The organism is Kitasatospora sp. NPDC096140 (genome assembly GCF_040303045.1).
Classification (GTDB): Bacteria; Actinomycetota; Actinomycetes; order Streptomycetales; family Streptomycetaceae; genus Kitasatospora.
Window position 1 is genome coordinate 24,342 of record NZ_JBEOUW010000030.1, and the last position, 19,410, is coordinate 43,751.

Annotated in this window: 16 protein-coding genes, 1 tRNA gene and 1 riboswitch; of the genes, 9 read left to right on the forward strand and 8 right to left on the reverse strand. The window is 71.6% G+C overall.

The features are described from left to right. Positions 1-13: 13 nt before the first annotated feature. The 3 genes from ABT048_RS27560 to ABT048_RS27570 form a co-directional block, all read right to left on the reverse strand. A complete protein-coding gene (locus tag ABT048_RS27560) occupies positions 14-1,006 on the reverse strand; it encodes an ABC transporter permease (RefSeq protein ID WP_350524211.1) in 993 nt (330 codons plus the stop codon). Positions 1,007-1,106: 100 nt separating this feature from the next. After that, complete coding sequence (locus ABT048_RS27565; RefSeq protein ID WP_350524212.1) at positions 1,107-2,861, reverse strand: ABC transporter substrate-binding protein; 1,755 nt, start codon at positions 2,859-2,861, stop codon at positions 1,107-1,109. Positions 2,862-3,002: 141 nt separating this feature from the next. Then, entirely contained in the window at positions 3,003-3,980 is a 978-nt protein-coding gene (locus ABT048_RS27570; RefSeq protein WP_350524213.1) for an ABC transporter permease, read from the reverse strand. A gap of 303 nt (positions 3,981-4,283) precedes the next feature. Then, positions 4,284-4,380, forward strand: a riboswitch (ZMP/ZTP riboswitch). Positions 4,381-4,401: 21 nt separating this feature from the next. Between ABT048_RS27570 and ABT048_RS27575 the strand changes: the two genes are divergently transcribed. After that, positions 4,402-5,859: a glycine hydroxymethyltransferase gene (locus ABT048_RS27575; RefSeq protein WP_350524214.1), complete on the forward strand. Its 1,458-nt coding sequence runs from the start codon at positions 4,402-4,404 to the stop codon at positions 5,857-5,859. Positions 5,860-6,100: 241 nt separating this feature from the next. On the opposite strand, the gene ABT048_RS27580 is transcribed toward ABT048_RS27575, so the two are convergent. Then, positions 6,101-7,528, reverse strand: coding sequence for an aldehyde dehydrogenase family protein (locus ABT048_RS27580; protein WP_350524215.1), 1,428 nt, complete (start codon positions 7,526-7,528; stop codon positions 6,101-6,103). 112 nt (positions 7,529-7,640) lie between these two features. Further along, positions 7,641-8,162, reverse strand: a complete 522-nt coding sequence (locus ABT048_RS27585) for a DUF6624 domain-containing protein (protein WP_502894084.1) — start codon at positions 8,160-8,162, stop codon at positions 7,641-7,643. Positions 8,163-8,553: 391 nt separating this feature from the next. Between ABT048_RS27585 and ABT048_RS27590 the strand changes: the two genes are divergently transcribed. Then, entirely contained in the window at positions 8,554-9,555 is a 1,002-nt protein-coding gene (locus ABT048_RS27590; RefSeq protein ID WP_350524216.1) for a class I SAM-dependent methyltransferase, read from the forward strand. A gap of 213 nt (positions 9,556-9,768) precedes the next feature. Here the strand turns inward: ABT048_RS27590 and ABT048_RS27595 are convergent, their stop codons facing one another. Together ABT048_RS27595 and ABT048_RS27600 are read right to left on the reverse strand one after the other, a co-directional pair. Further along, positions 9,769-11,427 carry an APC family permease gene (locus ABT048_RS27595; RefSeq protein ID WP_350524217.1) on the reverse strand — a complete coding sequence of 553 codons (1,659 nt, stop codon included), beginning with the start codon at positions 11,425-11,427 and terminating at the stop codon, positions 9,769-9,771. A gap of 295 nt (positions 11,428-11,722) precedes the next feature. Then, a tRNA-Leu gene (locus tag ABT048_RS27600) sits at positions 11,723-11,807 on the reverse strand. A gap of 333 nt (positions 11,808-12,140) precedes the next feature. Here ABT048_RS27600 and ABT048_RS27605 point away from each other — a divergent pair. Continuing rightward, positions 12,141-12,722 carry an ATP-binding protein gene (locus tag ABT048_RS27605; protein WP_350524218.1) on the forward strand — a complete coding sequence of 194 codons (582 nt, stop codon included), beginning with the start codon at positions 12,141-12,143 and terminating at the stop codon, positions 12,720-12,722. A gap of 35 nt (positions 12,723-12,757) precedes the next feature. Here ABT048_RS27605 and idi read toward each other — a convergent pair whose 3' ends face one another. Then, positions 12,758-13,402 (reverse strand): isopentenyl-diphosphate Delta-isomerase, encoded by a 645-nt coding sequence (idi, locus tag ABT048_RS27610; protein WP_350524219.1) that lies wholly within the window; start codon positions 13,400-13,402, stop codon positions 12,758-12,760. A gap of 523 nt (positions 13,403-13,925) precedes the next feature. Between idi and ABT048_RS27615 the strand changes: the two genes are divergently transcribed. The 6 genes from ABT048_RS27615 (at position 13,926) to ABT048_RS27640 (ending at position 19,342) form a co-directional block, all read left to right on the forward strand. Next, entirely contained in the window at positions 13,926-14,681 is a 756-nt protein-coding gene (locus ABT048_RS27615) for a phosphocholine cytidylyltransferase family protein (protein WP_350524220.1), read from the forward strand. Next, complete coding sequence (locus ABT048_RS27620; RefSeq protein ID WP_350524221.1) at positions 14,669-15,730, forward strand: iron-containing alcohol dehydrogenase family protein; 1,062 nt, start codon at positions 14,669-14,671, stop codon at positions 15,728-15,730. The genes ABT048_RS27615 and ABT048_RS27620 overlap by 13 nt, the downstream gene beginning before the upstream one ends. A gap of 91 nt (positions 15,731-15,821) precedes the next feature. Then, positions 15,822-16,559: a CDP-alcohol phosphatidyltransferase family protein gene (locus tag ABT048_RS27625; protein ID WP_350524276.1), complete on the forward strand. Its 738-nt coding sequence runs from the start codon at positions 15,822-15,824 to the stop codon at positions 16,557-16,559. Further along, a complete protein-coding gene (locus ABT048_RS27630) occupies positions 16,556-17,455 on the forward strand; it encodes a glycosyltransferase family 2 protein (RefSeq protein ID WP_350524222.1) in 900 nt (299 codons plus the stop codon). The genes ABT048_RS27625 and ABT048_RS27630 overlap by 4 nt, the downstream gene beginning before the upstream one ends. Before the next feature lie 143 nt (positions 17,456-17,598). Further along, the gene (locus ABT048_RS27635) at positions 17,599-18,540 is read left to right on the forward strand and encodes an ABC transporter permease (protein ID WP_350524223.1); all 942 of its coding nucleotides are present in this window, start codon (positions 17,599-17,601) and stop codon (positions 18,538-18,540) included. Beyond that, positions 18,533-19,342, forward strand: a complete 810-nt coding sequence (locus tag ABT048_RS27640; RefSeq protein ID WP_350524224.1) for an ABC transporter ATP-binding protein — start codon at positions 18,533-18,535, stop codon at positions 19,340-19,342. Before ABT048_RS27635 ends, ABT048_RS27640 begins: the two co-directional genes overlap by 8 nt. Positions 19,343-19,410: the final 68 nt, after the last annotated feature.

Sequence of the window (19,410 nt, forward strand, 5' to 3'; positions counted from 1 at the left end):
CGAACCGTTCCCCTCAGCTCAGCCGGACACGCGGGTCGAGCCAGGCCACCGCGAGGTCGGCCAGCGCGACGAACAGCACCACGAAGCAGGCGGCCAGCAGCACCGTGCCGACGACGGCGGGCAGGTCCTGCCCGGCGACGGCCTGCGCGGCGAACCGCCCGACCCCGTTCAGCCCGAACACCGTCTCGGTGATCACCGCCCCGCCGAGCAGCGCCCCGGCCTCCAGGCCGAGCAGCTGCACCAGCGGCCCGGCGGCGCCGCGCGAGGTGTACTTGAGGTGGGCGCGCAGCCGCCCGAGCCCCTTGCCGCGGGCCGTGCGGACGTACTCCTCGTTCATCGTCTCCAGCAGCTGCGAGCGCGAAAGCCGTGCGAAGACGGCCGAGTTGACGAAGCCGAGGACGATCCAGGGGAGCAGCATCCCGCCCGCCCAGGCCGCCGGGTCCTCGCCCGGCGGGGTGTAGGAGGGCAGCGGCAGCAGGCCGGTGGAGTAGACCAGGAGCCACTGCGCGATGTACCCGAGGAAGTAGATCTGCACGCTGGCGCCGACCAGGGTGAAGCCGGAGAGCAGCCGGTCGGTCCGCCGTCCGTGCCGCAGCGCGGAGACGAATCCGGTGCCGAGGCCGAGCACCAGCAGGACGGCCAGGGCCCCGGCGGTCAGCGAGAAGGTGACCGGCAGGTGGTCGGCCAGGGCCTCGCTGACCGGCTGGTGCAGCCGGTAGGAGTAGCCGAGGCAGGGTGCGGCGCAGTGGATGGTCGAGCCGTCCACGTCGTCGATGTCCCGGCCGGCGACGATCCCGGCCAGGTAGTCGGTGTACTGGGCGACGAGCGGCTGGTCCAGGCCCATGCTCCGGCGCACCGCTGCGACCTGCCCGCTGTCGCAGCGCGGACCGCAGGCGGCGCGGGCCGGGTCGGCGGGCGCGGCGTAGAAGAGGGCGAAGGCGGCGGCGGAGACCGCGACCAGGACGGCGAGGGCCTGGGCGGTCCGCCGCAGGACGAAGGAGAGCATGGCCGATCCGGGGGAGGGGTGGCAGGGGAAGGAGACGGCGGGACCTCAAGGCCCGAAGGCCTCAAGACCTCAGGACTTGAGGCCTTCGGACTTCAGAGCTTCAGGACTTCAGGTACAGCCAGGCCAGCGACACCGTCCCGTAGATCGGGTGGATGAACGCCCCGCCGACGTTGCTGCCGTGCAGCTGGCTGACGGTCGGGTAGGCGAACGGCAGCACCGGCACGTCCTTCATCACCGTCTGCTCCAGCGCGTACAGCTCCTTGGCCTTGGCGCGCGGCTCGCCGATCCGGTTGATCCGGTCGATCTCCGCGTCCACCGTCGGATTGCGGTAGCGCGCGGAGTTGATGTCGCCGCCGGCGCGCCCGTCGAAGGAGAACGGGACCAGCGTGGACGGCGTGGGCCAGTCGACCGACGAGGTCTCCTCGAACAGGTCGTACGGGGAGTCGGCGCGGTGCACCTCGTCCAGGAAGGCCTTGGGGTCGATCGGCTTGGGCACGACGGTGATCCCCGCCTTGGCGAAGCCGTCGACCAGCACCTGCGCGACGCGCTGCCCGTTCGGCGTGTTCCTGTACGCGTAGGTCAGGCTGCCCGGGGCCTGCTTGGCCTTGGCGAGCTCGGCCCTGGCCGCCTCCGGGTCGCCCTCGGGCTTGGCCGGGTACAGGTCGTACTTCTGCCAGTCGATCAGCGCGGGCGAGCTGAGCGTGGTGGCGAGTTCGCCGGTGCGGGCGCCGCCCTGGACCTGGCGGGCCTGCTGGCGCGGGTAGGCCAGGTGCAGTGCCTTGCGGACCTCGACGTCCGGCACCCGCTCGTTGTTGATCACCAGCTGGGTGACGAAGGCGCCCTGCCGGCCGGAGACGACCAGCTCGCGGGCCTTCGGGTCGGTGTCGGTCGTCTGGTACAGCTCGGGGGAGAGGGTGTCGGCGGCCGTGGTGGCGTCGGCGCCGCCGTCCCGTCCGGAGAGGATCTCCTGGTTGAGGTTGAGCGCCTCCTTGCCGTACGTGAAGACGAACCGCTCCGGGTACTGGTTGCGGATCGGGTCGGTCTCGGGCTTCCAGGCCGGATTGCGCTCCAGCACCATGCGGGTGTTCTGGACGTGCTCGACGATCCGGTACGGGCCGGTGGCGAACGGCTGCCGGTCGTAGTCCGTCCCGGTGTCCTTGTCCCGGCGCACCGGTGAGGAGGAGGACTGCGCGGCCATGTACGGCACGTCGGCCTGCGGCTGCGGGAAGTGGAAGACGACGGTGCGCTCGTCCGGCGTCTCGATCGCGGCCAGGTCGCCGTCCTGCGGGCCCTTGTACGCGGCCCGCGCCGCCTCGTAGTCGGCCGCGCCGGTGAGCCACTGCGGCCAGTAGGGCGGGCCGACCTCGTAGCCCTTGCCGAAGGTGCGCTCGATGCCGTACCTGACGTCCTGGGCGGTGATCGGCTTGCCGTCCTCCCAGGCCACGCCCTGCTTGAGCCGGTAGGTCCAGGTGCGCCCGCCGTCGGTCGGGGTGCCGGTGTCGGTGGCCAGGTCGCCGACCAACTTGGCCTTGCCGTCGACGACCTGATACTGCGTCAGTTGCCGTCCCCAGAGCAGCGAGGCGTTGTAGGTGGCCCCGGCGTAGACCTTTTGCGGGTCGAGGTGGCGGAACTCGACGCTGTTGTACACGTTGACCGTTCCGCCCGCGCGGGCGCCCGGGACGGCGGGGGCGGGGCCGGCGCTCTCCTGCTCGGTGCCGAGCGCGGCGGTCAGCGGGGAGGTCTCCTTGGCGGAGGTCCCGGTGCCGGCGGAGCCGGTGCTGCCCGCGCCGGCCGAGCAGGAGGTCGCCAGCAGGGCGGTGGCGATGACGGCGAGGGACGGTCGGGTCCAGCGCATGGCGAATCTCTCCTCGCCCCGGCGGATCGCGCCGGGAGGGTTCGGGTGACGAACGGGAACGGACGGAAGGGCGTAACGGAACAGAACAGAACGGAAGGGAGCGGAAAGGAAAGGAAAGGCGGAGCAGGGGCCGCGGATCGCTCAGCGGGTGCCGGAGCGCGGGTCCAGCGCGTCCCGGACGGCGTCGCCGAGCAGGTTGAAGGCGATCACGAAGAGCAGCAGTGCCACCCCGGGGAAGGCCAGGTACGTCGGGTCGGCCCGGAAGACCTCGGAGCCGCGCGAGATCATCCGCCCCCAGTCCGGGACGGGCTCGGTGATGCCGACGCCGAGGAAGGACAGCGCGGCCTCGGAGGCGACGTACGTCGGCACTGCCATGGTGGCGTGCACCAGGAGCTGCGACCGGACGTTCGGCAGCAGTTCGCGGACGACGACGTGGAAGCGGCTCGCGCCCTGGGCCCGGGCGGACTGCACGAAATCCCTTTCCCGGAGCGAGCGCACGGCGGCCCGCAGGGAAAGCGCGAGCGGAATCCAGCCGAACGCGGAGAAAACCAGGACCAGCACCAGGAACTGCATCCACTCCGGTTCCGCGGTGCCCGGATCGACCAGTCGGGACTCGATGACCGGGCTGAGCGCGAGCAGCAGGAGCAGTGTCGGAAAGGCCAGCAGCACATGGGCGAGGAATCCGAACAGCCGGTCCGCGATTCCGCCGAGATAGCCGACCGCGACACCGGCCAGGACGCCCAGGGCGGTGGTCACGGTGGCGGCGGCGAGAGCGATCAACAGTGAGGTGCGGATGCCGTACAGCAGCTGGGTGAGGACGTCCCGGCCGAGTCCGGGCTCCAGGCCGAACCAGAAGTCGCCGGAGATCCCGCCGTTCGGCAGCATCGGCAGGCCGCCGTCACTGAGCAGGCCCGGAGTGTTCTGGCCGTAGTGCTCGACCGGATTCCGCCCGTACAGCGCGGCGATCAGCGGGGCCGCCGCGGCGAGCAGCAGGAACAGCAGGACGACGGCCAGTGCGGCGGCACCGACCCGGTCCCGCAGGAGCCGGCGGAGCAGGCCCGGGGTCGCGGGGGCCGCGGGCCCGGCCGCGCGGACTGGGACTGTGTCGACCGCTGCCATGAGGCATGACCCCCGAATTCTCCGCCGCCCCGTGGGTGGGGGTGTGCTGGTGTGCATTTCCGGTACGGCATCCGGGGGTTTCCCGGGGCCGTTCGAGCGCCATTCGATCGGATGCGTCCGACGTTCCGCAAATCGCTTCCGACGGCTCTCCGGGGAATTCCTGCGGGACTGTTTCGGGAATTGTGGCGGCTTCATTTCGCCGAAACAGTGGCGTTGCAGAGGAACGGACATATCCGATGAAACCGGACCGGCCGTTCCGCATTCTGAGACCTCCGCCACAGTCCCTCCGATGTTGCTACGATTCCGGTGGGCTGCGACTGGCGCGTAGGGATGGAATCAACCATCGGGAAGCGGCCTCGTGAAACCTCACGTGAAGTTGCCGAGCGCCTGGGCCATCCGCAATCCCCACCAGGAGACCGCCTTGGCCCAGCAGCCCCACACCGCCGCGACCCCCGCCGCCGACACCGCGTTCCGCAGCGCCCTCGACGTGGTCGCCGGCGTCGAACCGCGGATCGCCGCCGCCATCGGCCGGGAACTCGCCGACCAGCGCGCCTCGCTCAAGCTGATCGCCAGCGAGAACTACGCCTCCCCGGCCGTCCTCCTCGCCATGGGCAACTGGCTCAGCGACAAGTACGCCGAGGGCACCGTCGGCCGCCGCTTCTACGCGGGCTGCCGCAACGTCGACACCGTCGAGGCCATCGCCGCCGAGCACGCCCGCGAGCTGTTCGGCGCCGACCACGCCTACGTCCAGCCGCACTCCGGCATCGACGCCAACCTCACCGCCTTCTGGGCCGTCCTCTCCCAGCGGGTCGAGAGCCCGGCCCTGGAGCGGTCCGAGGTCCGCAACGTCAACGACCTCACCGAGGAGGACTGGGCGAAGCTGCGCCACGAGCTCGGCAACCAGCGCATGCTCGGCATGTCCCTGGACACCGGCGGCCACCTCACCCACGGCTTCCGCCCCAACATCTCGGGGAAGATGTTCGAGCAGCGCAGCTACGGCACCGACCCGGTCACCGGCCTGATCGACTACGACGCGCTGCGCGAGACCGCCCGCGAGTTCCGCCCGCTGATCATCGTGGCGGGCTACTCCGCGTACCCGCGGCTGGTGGACTTCCGCACCATGCGCGAGATCGCGGACGAGGTCGGTGCCACCCTGATGGTCGACATGGCGCACTTCGCCGGCCTGGTCGCGGGCAAGGTGCTGACCGGCGACCACGACCCCGTCCGGCACGCCCACATCGTCACCACGACCACCCACAAGTCCCTGCGCGGCCCGCGCGGCGGCATGGTGCTCTGCACCGCCGAACTGGCCGAACACGTCGACCGCGGCTGCCCGCTGGTGCTCGGCGGCCCGCTCTCGCACGTCATGGCCGCCAAGGCCGTCGCCTTCGCCGAGGCCCGCCGCCCCGAGTTCCAGGCCTACGCCCACGCCGTCGTCGACAACGCCCGGGCGCTCGCCGAGGGCCTGCTGCGCCGCGGCGGCACGCTGGTCACCGGCGGCACCGACAACCACCTCGTGCTCGCCGACGTCTCCGGCTACGGCCTGACCGGCCGCCAGGCCGAGGCGGCGCTGCTCGACTCGGGCATCGTCACCAACCGCAACTCCGTCCCGCAGGACCCGAACGGCGCGTGGTACACCTCCGGCATCCGGATCGGCACCCCGGCCCTCACCACCCGCGGCCTCGGCGTCGCCGAGATGGACGAGATCGCCGAGCTGATCGACACCGTCCTGCGCGCCACCACCCCCACCACCGCCGCCAACGGCACCCCGTCCAAGGCCGGCTACAGCCTCGACCCGGCCCTGCGCGACGCCACCGCCAAGCGCGCCGCCGACCTCCTCGCCCCGTACCCGCTCTACCCGGGCGTCGACCTGGTCTGACCGGCACCCCGGGCTGCCGCACTCGCCGGGAACGCCTGAAACGCCCGGGAATGCCCGGGAACGCCCGGGAACGCCGGGGAACGCCGGGAACACCTGAACCAACGGGACCACCGGCAACGCCAGAAAAGCCCCGAGCACCCGGACCACCCCGAGCACCCGGACCACCCCCAGCACCCGGACGTCCGGGGCCGCCGGCACCTCCGCCGACGGCCCCGGGCCACGTCCGGCCCCGGTGCGGCGGCTAGTACTGCAGCGACTTGTACTGCAGGAACTCCTCCAGCCCGTGGCGCCCCAGTTCGCGCCCGAGGCCGGAGTTCTTGTAGCCGCCGAAGGGGGCGAGGGGGTTGAAGCGCCCGCCGTTGAGGTCGACCTGGCCGGTGTCGAGGCGGCGGGCGAAGGCGGCGGCGGTGTCGGTGTCGCGGGCCCAGACGCCGCCGGCCAGGCCGTACGGGGTGCCGTTGGCGAGCTCGACGGCGTGGTCCTCGTCGCGGTAGGCGAGGATCACCAGGACCGGGCCGAAGACCTCCTCCTGGGCGACCGCCATGTCCGGCTTCACGTCGGCGAGCACGGTCGGGCGGACGTAGAAGCCGGTGGGCAGTTCGGCGACCGGCTCCGAGCCGCCGACGACCAGCCGGGCGCCCTCGGCCAGCGCACCGTCGATGTAGCCGCGCACCCGGGCCAGCTGCTCGGCGCTGACCACCGGACCGATCCGGGTCTGCGGGTCGGTCGGGTCGCCGGGCACGTACTGGGCGGCGGCCTTGGCGGCCCGGGCGACGGCCTCCTCGTACTGATCCTCGTGGACCAGCAGGCGGGTCCAGGCGCTGCAGGTCTGGCCCGAGTTGGCGAAGACCCCGGCGACGTTGGCCTTGACCGCGCGGGTGATGTTGGAGCCCGGCAGCACCACGTTGGCCGACTTGCCCCCCAGCTCCAGGGCGACCCGCTTGAGGTCCCGGCCGGCCGTCGCGGCGACCTGCCGGCCGACGGCGGTGGAGCCGGTGAAGGAGACCACGTCCACCTCCGGGTGGGCGACGAGCGCCGCGCCCGCCGCCTCCCCGGTGCCGGTGACCAGGTTGAACACGCCGGCCGGGAAGCCCGCCTCGTGCACCAGCCGGGCGAACAGCCGGGCCACCAGCGGGGTTTGCTCGGCGGGCTTGAGGACCACCGGGCAGCCGGCCGCCAGCGCGGGGACGACCTTGGCGACGATCTGGTGCAGCGGGTAGTTCCACGGCGTGATCGCCGCGACCACCCCGGCCGGCTCGGCGTGCACCACCGAGTTGCCGATCCGCTCCTCGAAGGGGTGTTCGGCGAGCAGGGTCAGGTAGGAGGTCGCCACGGTCAGCGGCAGCCCGGCGTGCACGGCGGCGGTGAAGCCGACCGGGGCGCCCAGCTCGGCGACCACCGTCCCGGTGATCTCGTTCTGTGTGGCGGCGAGCCCGTCCCGCAGCCGGGTCAGCAGGTCCAGCCGCTCCTCGCGGGTGGTCGCGGCCCAGCTCCGGGCGGCCCGGCGGGCCGCTGCCACCGCCGCGTCGACGTCGGCCGTCCCACCGGCCGGCACGGTGGCGAGCACCTGCTCGGTCGCGGGGTTCAGCACGGCGATCGAACCGGGGTCCCCGGAGGGCCGCCAAGAGCCGTCGATGTACTGGTCGCCGTACTCCGCGTACTCCTGCACCGAGTTGTCCTCTCATGGGATCAGCCGATTGACCGACAGTGCTCGTCGGAGGCCAGTCAAAACGGCCGGGCGGCAGCGCGCAAGAGCCAATCCGGACCGGCAGACTTGCCGGTCAGCGTGGGGCGAACCGTGCGGTGTACTCGTCGAACGGCTCGATGCCCACCTCGGCGCGCCGCTCGTCCAGCCGCTCAGGCTCCTCGCACGGCCACGGCACCGGCCGACCGTCCGTCACCGCACCGATCTGGGTGCCGAAACGCTGCTCACGGCCCTCGTTGACGGCCAGTCGGTCCTGGAGGAAGGCGAGGTCGCGCGGGCTCGCCTCGCCGCACGCCACGGCCTCGCCCATCAGCGCCACCGCCCGCCGCTGGACGTCGAGTTGCCGGTCCGCGTGCTGGGCGACGAGCCAGGCCGCCCGCGCCGCCTCGGGGCCGACGGTCCGCTCGGTCGGCCAGCCGTGCTCCGCCATGAGCTCCGCGAGCCGGTCGCCGTGCCGGGCGGTGAGCCGCCGCCAGGCCGCCTGCTCGGCCAGGTCCGCGCTGTTCGCCGACCGGGCGTTCGCCCCGTCCTCGGCCATCATCGCGACCAGCTCCCGGGCGAGCGCCCCGTCCTGCTCGCTCCGCCGTGCTTCCGTCATGCCGTCGACGCTCCTCGCCGTACGGGCCCTCCTGTCGAGGGCCGCCCGGCCCCAACGCTAGGCGCGGTAATCGGAACGAAGATCATCCGCTGGGACGGTGCCCCGCGGGCCCCGAACGGGACATACTGGATCCACGCTCGGGATGCGCCGTGTTCACCCTCCGGCGGTTCCGTGACGGTTCCGGAAACTCCCCTCGCCAAGACCTCCACACGGTGGTCGGCACGCAGGTACATTGCAGTGAACTCAGCGGCGGGGGTTTAAAGCTGACGACGCTTCGACGTGCCTGCGCGTACGGTCGGGTCGGCGCATTCTGCGACCGGCCCGGAACTCCTGCTTCCGCTGAGGTCCGGTTAGAGATCCACAGGTCCACCCGTGCCCCGAAGGAGCTTCCATGACCGACGCCGCGTTCCCGGGCGAGTCGCAGCAGGCCGCCGAGCCGGCGAGCCTGGATGACGTCCCGGGGTGGTTCTGGGACCACGACCGGCATTCCTTCGACTGGTTCCTGGGGCGTCAGGAGAAGGCCGGTGTCACCGGCGATCTGCTGGAGATGGGGGCCTACCTCGGCCGCAGCGCGATCGTGATCGGCGAGCACCTCCAGCCCGGCGAGACGTTCACCGTCTGCGACCTCTTCGACTCGGACGCGCCCGACGAGGAGAACGCGGCCGAGATGGACCTGTCCTACCGGAAGACGCTGACCCGCGAGGCCTTCGAGCGCAACTACCTCGCCTTCCACGACGAGCTGCCGGAGATCATCCAGGCGCCGACCTCCGTCCTGTCCCGCGGCCACATTCCCGTCGGCGCGTTCCGCTTCATCCACATCGACGCCTCCCACCTGTACGAGCACGTCGTGGGGGACCTCCAGGTCGCCCGGGTCGCGCTGCAGGAGCAGGGCGTCGTCGTGCTGGACGACTACCGTTCCCAGCACACCCCGGGCGTGGCGGCCGCGACCTGGGAGGCCGTGTTCAACCACGGGCTGAAGCCGATCCTGCTCACCGAGTGCAAGTTCTACGGCACCTGGGGGGACGTGGAGCCGTTCCAGCGCGAGCTGCTGGAGCGGGTCGACCTCGCGGTCGGCTGTCAGCTGAGCGCCGAGACCGTCAACGGCCGCCAGGTGCTGCGCATGACCGGTGACTCGGAGGGCATCGACCGCTTCCGCGGCTCCCGCCACCGGGAGCGACTGGCCGCCGAGGCCGCCCGGCGCGAGGCCGACCAGTCCGCGGTCGAGGCCCGCCGGGCGCTCCGGTCGGCCCACGACGAGGCCGCCGTCGACCTGGCCGCCAGACGAGCCCGGGCCGCCGAGGCACGCCGCCCCGTCAACGTCGCCAAGCGCGCCGCCCGGGACCTCCTGCCGCCGGTCGTCACCTCCGCGATCCGCCGGGCCCGCCGCGGCTGACCGGGGCGCGAGCCCCCTCGGACGACACCGAGGACGACACCGAGGTCGACACGAGGACGACACGAGGTCGACACGAGGACGACGCTGAGGACGACGAAGGCAGCCGTGCGGTCCCGGAAGGCGCACAGCTCCCCCGTCGTACGGCTCCGAAGACGCCGAAGGGCCGGTCGGAACATCCGACCGGCCCTTCGGCACGTCACGCGCTGCGGTGGCTCAGACCCGCGAGGGCTCGCCCGCCTCGACGGGAGCCTGGGCGTCCTGGGCGGCCTGGTCGTCCGCCATCTCCTGGCGGACGGTGGCCAGCGAGGGGTTGGCCCAGGCGCTGGCGACGCCCCAGTAGTAGAACGCCAGCCCGATCGCGGCCACGATCAGCAGGTCCCAGCCCGCGGGCAGGTAGCCCTGCCCGCCGAAGTCGGTGCTGCCGGCCCAGGAGACTCCGGCCATCACGAACAGGTAGGCGACCATCCAGGCGCCGGCCAGGAGGTGCGGCTTCAGCTCGGCGAACGGCTTGCGCAGCTCGTACCAGGCCCAGATCGGCAGGCCGGCGGCCATCAGCAGGATGACCTTGCCGGTGAGCGGCCAGCGGGCCCAGTACAGCACCAGCGAGCCGAAGACCATCGCGACCGGGGCGATGACCGGCATGGCGCGCAGCCGCACCGGGCGCGGCAGGTCCGGGGCGAGGCGGCGCAGGGCCATCACGGCGACCGGGCCGGTGATGTACGAGATCACGGTGGCCACCGAGACGATCTCGGCCAGCGAGCCCCAGCCGCGGAAGACCGCGAGGAACAGGAAGGCGACGACCAGGTTGAGCACCAGCGCCGGGCGCGGGATGCCGGTCTTGGCGTCGACCTTGCCGAAGAGCTTCGGCAGGTGGCCGTTCTCCTGCACGCCGTGGATCATGCGCGAGGTGGTGGCGGCGTAGATCATGCCGGTGCCGGAGGGCGAGACGAAGGCGTCCGCGTAGAGCAGGATCGCCAGCCAGTTGATGCCCCAGGCGATGGCCAGGTCGGCCAGCGGCGAGGTGTAGGAGAGGCTGCTCCAGCCGCCCGAGAGGTCGGCGGCCGGGATGGCGCCGAGGAAGGCGATCTGCAGCGCGACGTAGATCACCAGGGCGATCAGGATCGAGCCGATGACGGCCTTGGGCAGCGACTTGCCGGGGTTCTTGGCCTCGCCGGCCAGGTTCAGCGGCGACTGGAAGCCGTTGAAGGCCCAGACGATGCCGGAGACCGCGACGGCGGTGAAGACCGCGCTCCAGCCGTTCGGCGCGAAGCCGCCGTGGTCGGTGAAGTGCGCGGTGTCGAAGTGCGCGAGCAGCAGCGCACCGGCGGTGAGCGTCGGCACGACGACCTTGAAGACGGTGATCGCCGTGTTGGTCTTGGCGAACAGCGTGATCGCGAACCAGTTGAGGGCGAAGTAGACGAGCAGCAGCACGCTGGCGAGCGCCACACCGCTGAGGGTGAGCTCCTGACCGTTGAAGAGCCCCTTGGCCCAGCCGAAGTGCCAGGAGCTCATGTACTGCACGGAGGCGGTGGCCTCACCGGGGATGACCGAGACGATGGCGATCCAGTTGGCCCAGGCCGCCAGGTAGCCGGCCAGCGAGCCGTGCGAGTACTGGCCGTACCGGACCATGCCGCCGGCCTTGGGGAACATCGAGCCCAGCTCGCTGTAGGTGAGGGCGATGGTCAGCGCCACCGCGGCACCGATCACCCAGGCGAGGATCGAGGCCGGCCCGGCGAGCTTGGCGGCCCGCTCGGCACCGAACAACCACCCGGATCCGATGATCGACCCCAGCCCGACCGCGGTCAGGCTGATGGTGCCGAGCGATCGGCGGTAGTTCTGGTGAGACGCCGTCGAGGAATCGGGCTCACTCAACGTATCGGTCCTTTCGCTCGGGGTTCATCGGGTGGTGTCGGTGTTTTTGCTGTTTTGAGTCGGTATTCCGGACAAACGCACAGCAGCTTATGGTCCAAAAACGGGCGAATACCTCAGAGGAAGCTCAAACCGTTCGATCGTTGCCATCTCGTGTCCGGTTTCCGGACCGGCGGGCCCCGCGAAGAGGCCGGCGCCATGCCGCCACGGGGGTGGCGGTCGGGGCCGGCCGGGGAGTCGGCGGGGAAAAAGGAAATTCCCCGTGGGTTCCTTTCGGATCCCACGGGGAATTCGGCTGTGTCCGAGGGGGGACTTGAACCCCCACGCCCGATAAAGGGCACTAGCACCTCAAGCTAGCGCGTCTGCCATTCCGCCACCCGGACGGGGTGTGTGCTCCGGGGGTTTTTCTCTCGCCCCCTCGGCGACAGAGAGAACATTACCAGGGTTCTGGAGTGCTTCTCACCTGCGCTTCCTCCGGCCCGCGCCCCCGGGGCCGCCGGAGCCGCCCCGGGCCCCCGGCGGCTCCGGCGCACACGTTGGTACGGCTGGCGAACACGCTCGAACCGGGCCCGAAGCGATGGCGACCGCGAAGGAACCGGTCGACTCCGGTGTCGCCCGCGATCGGTTCCGGCCGGAAGCGGTCCGACACGGGCAAGTTGTCGACGGTGCCGCAGCCGTCGCGACCGCTCTCCTAGCCTCTGTGGACCGAGGGCGCCATGAGCGGATCGCCTGATTCCCGGGTCGCGGACGAAGGGCGGCTGGACGTGGAGCAGATCAGCGGGACGGCGGAGGCCGAACCGAGACGCGGCAGGCCGGGGGAGGGGCAGGGCGACGCCGTCGCGGCGCCCGGCGGTCCGGCGCGCGGCCCCGTCGAGGGGGTGTGGCGATTCCCGGTGCCCGCCGCCGAGGCCTCGGTGCCGCGCACCAGGCACGCGGTGCGCGACCGCCTGCTGGCCCAGGGCATGGCCGGGGTGCGCTACCAGGAGCTGGTGGACGACCTGCTGCTGATCGTCTCGGAGCTGGTGAGCAACGCGGTGACGCACGCGGCCGAACTCTCGCCCGAGGTGGTCACGGAGCTGTCGGTGCGCGGCGGCTGGGTGCGGGTGTCGGTCGAGGACGGCGATCCGTACCGGCCGAAGGCGCTGGAGAACGACACCGGACGCACCGGCGGTCGCGGCCTGCTGCTGGTGAAGAGCGTCACGCTGCAGGCGGGCGGGGTGTGCGACGTCGAGCGGACCGGGGAGGGCGGCAAGGTCATCTGGGCCTCGCTGCCCGTCCCCCCGGAGTCCGACCGCTGACCGGCCCGCCGGGGCGGGCGAGGCGACCGGAGCGCCTACCAGTCCCGTCCGGCGATCTCCCGGATCCCGGGCAGCGCAGCCTCGAAGACGGTCTCGAACCAGACCGAGAAGGGCCGCTCGTCCCGCAGCTCCCGCAGCTCCTGCGCCGTCACGAAGGCGAAGTCGTCCACCTCGTCCGGGTTCGGCCGGACCGGAGCGGTGACCAGTCCCACGAAGAGGTGGTTCCACTCCCGCTCGATCAGCCCGGAGGCCTCGTCCGGCAGGTCGTAGCGGACGGTGCCGGCCTCGCAGAGCAGCGCCGGTGCGACTCCCAGCTCCTCCGCGGTGCGCCGGGCGGCGGCGACGAAGGGCGGCTCGTCCGGGTACGGGTGGCCGCAGCAGGTGTTCGACCAGACGCCGGGGGAGTGGTACTTGCCCAGCGCCCGGCGCTGGAGCAGCAGGCGGCCCTGGCGGTCGAAGAGGAAAACCGAGAAGGCGCGGTGCAGGCGGCCCGGCTGCTGGTGGGCCCAGTGCTTCTCGGCGGTGCCGATCGTCACGCCCTCGTCGTCGACCAGTTCCAACAGGATCTCGGTAGCGGCCGGGGCGGTCCGGGGGTCGGCCGACACATCGGTCTCCACGTCGAGACCGGTGTCGACCTCGGCGTCGAAATGGGTCGGCTCGGTCGGCAGACTCTGGGGCATGGGGCCTCTTTCCGGGGGCGGGAGCAACGGGAGCATCGGGTGCGTCCGGCGCACCGGGTGGCGCACGGCGGACGCAGCGGGGGCACCGGCGCCGGCGTCGGGCTCCAGTCTGCCGTATGGGTGGCACCGGGTAGGGGTCCCACGCACAACCGGGCGGATCATGACCCGGAGGAGAAGGAATTCGAGCAGAGAAGGGTCGCGGAAGCCCTCGTAAGGGTCACGATCGTCGCAGAATCGTTCGACGTGCGTTCGGGGGGCGTTCGAGCCCGCGGGCCCGGCCGGGCCCGGACGTCGGCCCGCTCCCCGGCGCCGTCCCCCGGTCACCCCTCCGTCACCGTCCCGTCTCCGGGCGCGTTCGGGCCGGTCGTCCACGTCGCCTACCATCACATACGACACGGTGCCCGGATCTGTGCCGGTACCGGCGCGCCGCTGCCCGGCCGGGTCGCACACCGGTCCGGCGAAGCGGCGCCGCCTCCCCTCGGCACGGCCCGCGCGCACAGCACGACGGATCAGGAGACCCCGCATGATCGGCCTCGTTCTGGCAGCCGGCGCCGGCCGCCGGCTGCGCCCGTACACCGACACCCTGCCCAAGGCGCTGGTGCCGGTCGACGGGGAGCGGACCGTCCTGGACCTCACCCTCGGCAACTTCGCCGAGGTCGGACTGCGCGAGGCCGCGATCGTCGTCGGCTACCGCAAGGAGGCGGTGTACGACCGCAAGGACGCCCTGGAGAGCAAGTACGGCGTCAAGCTCCACCTGGTCGAGAACGACAAGGCCGAGGAGTGGAACAACGCGTACTCGCTCTGGTGCGCCCGCGAGCTGTTCGGCGAGGGCCTGCTGCTGGCCAACGGCGACACCGTCCACCCCGCCTCCGTCCAGCGCACCATGCTGGAGGGCAACCGGCGCCTCCTCGACGACGGTGCCGCCCCCGGCATCCTGCTCGCCCTCGACACGGTGAAGAAGCTCGCCGACGAGGAGATGAAGGTCGTCGTCGACCCGGCCGCCGGGATGCGCCGCATCACCAAGCTGATGGACCCCTCCGAGGCGAGCGGCGAGTACATCGGCGTCACCGTGATCAACCCGTCCGCCGCCGCCGACCTCACCGACGCGCTGCGCGCCACCTACGAGCGCGACCCGCAGCTGTACTACGAGGACGGCTACCAGGAGATGGTCGACCGCGGCCTGCGGATCGACGTGCAGCCGATCGGCGAGGTCTCCTGGGTCGAGGTCGACAACCACGACGACCTGGCGAAGGCGCGGGAGATCGCGTGCCGGTACTGACGCGACTGGTCCCGTCGCCGCTGTTCGTGGAGATCCGCTCGGGCGCGCTGGACGCGCTCGGCGGGATCCTCGCGGACCAGCGGCTGTCGGCGTCGGGCCGGATCGCGGTGGCGATCAGCAACGGCTCCGGCGCCGCCATGCGCGCGCGCCTGGAGCCGGCCCTGCCGGGCGCCGACTGGTACAACGTGGACGACGGCAGCCTGGACAGCGCGGTGCGCTTCGCCGAGGAGATGCGCGGCGGGCACTACGACGCGATCGTCGGCCTCGGCGGCGGCAAGATCATCGACGCCGCCAAGTACGCCGCCGCCCGGGTCGGGCTGCCGCTGGTCGCGGTCGCCACCAACCTGGCCCACGACGGCATCTGCTCGCCGGTCTCCACCCTCGACAACGACGCCGGCCGCGGCTCCTACGGGGTGCCCAGCCCGATCGGCATCATCGTCGACCTGGACGTGATCCGGCAGGCCCCGCCGCGCTTCGTGGCGGCCGGCATCGGGGACGTCGTCTCCAACATCTCGGCCTGCGCCGACTGGGAGTTGTCGCACGCGGTCACCGGCGAGCCGGTGGACGGACTGGCCGTCGCGATGGCCCGCTCGGCGGGCGAGAACCTGCTGCGGCACCCAGGAAACACTCAGGATCAGGACCTCCTGACAGCGCTCGCCGAAGCCCTGGTACTGTCCGGCATCGCGATGAACATCGCGGGCAGCACCCGGCCCTCGTCGGGCGCCTGCCACGAGATCTCGCACGCCCTGGACGTGCTGTTCCCCAAGCGGTCCGCCCAGCACGGCGAGCAGGTCGGCCTCGGCGCCGCGTTCGCCAGCTTCCTGCGGGGCGAGCACGAGCTGACCGGTCTGATCGTGGAGCGCCTGGCGAGCCACGGACTGCCGGTGACCGCAGCTCAGATCGGCTTCACCGAGGCGGAGTTCACCGAAGCGGTGCACTACGCTCCGAACACCCGACCGGGGCGCTTCACCATCCTTGAACACCTCGACCTCTCCCCTTCCGCAATCAGGGACGCGTACGCCGACTATGTCCAAGCCGTCAACAGCTGACCCCTCCACCGCGGGCGCCGAACGGCCCCCGGTGGACCTGACCCGCCGGCCCTCCATCGAGGAGCTGCGCGCGGTGATCCACCCGGAGGGCATGCTCCAGCGCCGCAGCGCCGAGCACTGGGCCGGGCGCCTGTACATGCGGAAGATCTCGCTGCGGATCACCCGTGTGCTCTCCACCATGACGGCGATCACGCCCAACGGCCTGACCTACCTGATGATGTTCACCGGCATCCTGGCCGGCCTCGCGCTGGTCGTGCCGGGCATCGCGGGCGCGGTCCTGGGCGCCCTGCTGATCCAGGTCTACCTGCTGCTGGACTGCGTGGACGGCGAGGTGGCCCGCTGGCGCCGGCAGACCTCGCTGACCGGCGTCTACCTGGACCGGGTCGGCCACTACATGTCCGAGGCGGCCCTGCTGACCGGCCTCGGCCTGCGCGCCACCGACCTGCTGCACCGCGAGGGCGGCGGCTCCCACTGGGAGTGGGCCTTCCTGGGCACGCTGGCCGCGCTCGGTGCCATCCTGATCAAGTCCGAGACGGACCTGGTGGACGTGGCCCGGGCCCGCAGCGGCCTGACGGCCGTCGAGGACAGCGCCTCGGTGCCGCGCTCGGCCACCGTCGCCAAGGCGCGCAAGGCGGCCTCCCTCCTGAAGTTCCACCGCCTGGTCGGTGCGGTCGAGGCCTCGCTGTTCATCCTCGCGGCCGGGATCGCCGACGCCGTGCACGGCGGGCTCTTCTTCACCCGGCTCGCGGTGGTCGTCCTGGCGGCGATCGCCATGCTGCAGACCGTGCTGCACCTGCTGAGCATCGTCCTGTCGAGCAGGCTGCGATGACCGGCCCGACCACCGCGGAGAGCTTCCGCCTCGGCGCCGTGATCATCACGATGGGCAACCGGCCCGCCGAGCTCAACGCCCTGATCGAGTCCGTCCGCGCCCAGGAGGGTCCCACGGTCGAGCTGGCCGTGGTCGCCAACGGCGCCCCGCTGCCCCCGCTGCCGGAGGGCGTGCGCACCGTCGAGCTGCCGGAGAACCTCGGCATCCCGGGCGGTCGCAACGTCGGTATCGAGCTGTTCGGCCGGGACGGCGAGGACGTGGACGCCGTCCTCTTCCTGGACGACGACGGCCACCTGCCGCGCACCGACTCCGCCCGGCTGCTGCGCGAGGCCTTCGCCGCCGACCCGGAGCTGGGCATCGTGTCCTTCCGGATCGCCGACCCGGACACCGGGGTCACCCAGCGGCGGCACGTCCCCCGGCTGCGCGCCAGCGACCCGCTGCGCTCCTCCCGGGTGACCACCTTCCTGGGCGGCGCGAGCGCCGTGCGCTGCAAGGTGTTCGAGGAGGCCGGCCAGCTGCCCGCCGACTTCTTCTACGCCCACGAGGAGACCGACCTCGCGTGGCGCGCGGCGGACGCCGGCTGGGCCATCGACTACCGGGCGGACGTGGTGCTGCACCACCCCACGACCTCCCCGGCCCGGCACGCCACCTACTTCCACAACGTGGCCCGAAACCGGGTTTGGCTCGCGAGGCGGAACCTTCCGGCCCTGTTGGTGCCTCTCTATCTGGGAACCTGGTTTCTGCTCACCCTGGCTCGCCGCCCCTCCCCCGAGGCGCTGAAGGCCTGGTGGGGCGGATTCCGGGCGGGCTGGCGCGAACCCTGCGGTCCGCGACGGCCCATGCGATGGCGTACCGTTTGGCAACTGACCAGGCTGGGCCGACCACCGATCATCTGATCTGATCTGATCGAATGATCGATCGCTGCGGCCGGTGGCCACACACCGGCCGGCTCCCCCGAGATCCAGTGGATCCCCATCGGCGCCGCCGGCGGACCCCCGCCGACCGGCCGCCCCGACCGATCCCCGCGTGAAGGACGAATGTGTCGACAGTGAGTGAACCCGTCAGCCTCTCGACCCCCAGGGGGGTGGACGCGGGCCTGACCCCCAAGCAGCTTGCGGACAAGTACGGTCTGTCGGTGAGCGGCGCCCGGCCGGGTCTGTTCGCCTACACCAAGCAGCTCTGGGCCCGGCGCCACTTCATCTGGGCCTTCGCCACCGCCCGCCTGGTGGCCCAGTACACCGACGCCAAGCTCGGCCAGCTGTGGCAGGTCGTGACCCCGCTGCTCAACTGCGCGGTCTTCTACCTGGTCTTCGGCGTGATCCTGTCGAGCAAGGACGGCTTCCCGCCGGGCACCTACATCGCCTGGCTCTGCATCGGCGTGTTCGTGTTCCAGTTCACCCAGAACGCGGTGCAGTCCGGCACCCGGGCGATCTCGGACAACCTCGGCCTGATCCGGGCCCTGCACTTCCCCCGTGCCAGCCTGCCGATCGCCTTCACCGTGATCCAGCTCCAGCAGCTGCTGATCTCGATGGTCGTCCTGGTCGTGACCGTCCTGGCCAGCGGCATCGCCCCGGGCAGGACCTGGCTGCTGATCGTCCCGGCGCTGATCCTGCAGACCCTGTTCAACACCGGCATCTCCCTGATCATGGCCCGGATCGGCGCCAAGACCAGCGACATCTCCCAGCTGATCCCGTTCGTGATGCGCGCGTGGATGTTCCTGTCCGGCGTGATGTTCAGCATCCAGGACCGCGTCCACAAGTGGCCGCACTACATCCAGGTGATCTGCAACATCAACCCGGCCTCGGTCTACATGGACCTGCTGCGGCACGCCTTCGCGCCGGTCATCTACAACCCGCACCAGAACCCCCACCAGTCCCTGCCGCCGCACCAGTGGGTGTACGGCCTCGCCTGGGGCGTCGGGATGTTCGTCATCGGATACGTCTTCTTCTGGAAGGCCGAGGAGGAGTACGGCCGTGGCTGACGTCGACCTGAGCAAGAACGACAACGTCCTGGACACGGACGTGGCCCGCGAGCCCACCGTCGTCGTCGACGACGTGCACATCGTCTACCGGGTGCACGGCGCCGGCTCCGGCAAGGGCAGTGCCACCTCGGCCCTGAGCCGCATCCTCAGCCGCAGGCGCGCCGCCGGCGTGCGCGAGGTGCACGCGGTCAAGGGCATCAGCTTCACCGCGTACAAGGGTGAGGCGATCGGCCTGATCGGCTCCAACGGCTCCGGCAAGTCGACCATGCTGGCCGCCATCGCGGGCCTGCTGCCGACCGAGAAGGGCGGCATCTACACCAACGGCCAGCCCTCGCTGCTGGGCGTCAACGCCGCGCTGATGAACGAGCTCACCGGCGAGCGCAACGTCGTCCTGGGCTGCCTGGCGATGGGGATGTCCCCGGCCGACGTCCGGGCGCGCTACCAGGACATCGTCGAGTTCTCCGGCATCAACGACAAGGGCGACTTCATCTCCCTGCCGATGCGCACCTACTCGTCCGGCATGGGCGCCCGCCTGCGCTTCTCGATCGCCGCGGCGAAGACCCACGACGTGCTGCTGATCGACGAGGCCCTGGCCACCGGTGACCAGGCCTTCCAGCAGCGCAGCAAGCGGCGCATCGACGAGCTGCGCGGGTCCGCCGGTACGGTCTTCCTGGTCAGCCACGACAACAACTCGATCCGCGAGGTCTGCGAGCGGACCATCTGGATCGAGGCCGGCGAGCTGATCATGGACGGCCCGACCGACGAGGTCGTCGGCCGCTACGAGCGCGGCGAGCGCCCGTAGCACCGTGCGCCCCGCGGTGCCCGGCTGAGCCACCCCCCGCCACCAGGGCCGGTTCCGGAACCTCCGGG

Coding starts and splice junctions, on each gene's coding strand:
- ABT048_RS27570 (WP_350524213.1), bottom strand. CDS start 3,980: ATGGCAGCGGTCGACACAGTCCCAGTCCGCGCGGCCGGGCCCGCGGCC.
- idi (WP_350524219.1), bottom strand. CDS start 13,402: ATGCCCCAGAGTCTGCCGACCGAGCCGACCCATTTCGACGCCGAGGTC.
- ABT048_RS27590 (WP_350524216.1), top strand. CDS start 8,554: ATGACCGACGCCGCGTTCCCGGGCGAGTCGCAGCAGGCCGCCGAGCCG.
- ABT048_RS27630 (WP_350524222.1), top strand. CDS start 16,556: ATGACCGGCCCGACCACCGCGGAGAGCTTCCGCCTCGGCGCCGTGATC.
- ABT048_RS27560 (WP_350524211.1), bottom strand. CDS start 1,006: ATGCTCTCCTTCGTCCTGCGGCGGACCGCCCAGGCCCTCGCCGTCCTG.
- ABT048_RS27605 (WP_350524218.1), top strand. CDS start 12,141: ATGAGCGGATCGCCTGATTCCCGGGTCGCGGACGAAGGGCGGCTGGAC.
- ABT048_RS27585 (WP_502894084.1), bottom strand. CDS start 8,162: ATGACGGAAGCACGGCGGAGCGAGCAGGACGGGGCGCTCGCCCGGGAG.
- ABT048_RS27615 (WP_350524220.1), top strand. CDS start 13,926: ATGATCGGCCTCGTTCTGGCAGCCGGCGCCGGCCGCCGGCTGCGCCCG.
- ABT048_RS27625 (WP_350524276.1), top strand. CDS start 15,822: ATGCTCCAGCGCCGCAGCGCCGAGCACTGGGCCGGGCGCCTGTACATG.
- ABT048_RS27565 (WP_350524212.1), bottom strand. CDS start 2,861: ATGCGCTGGACCCGACCGTCCCTCGCCGTCATCGCCACCGCCCTGCTG.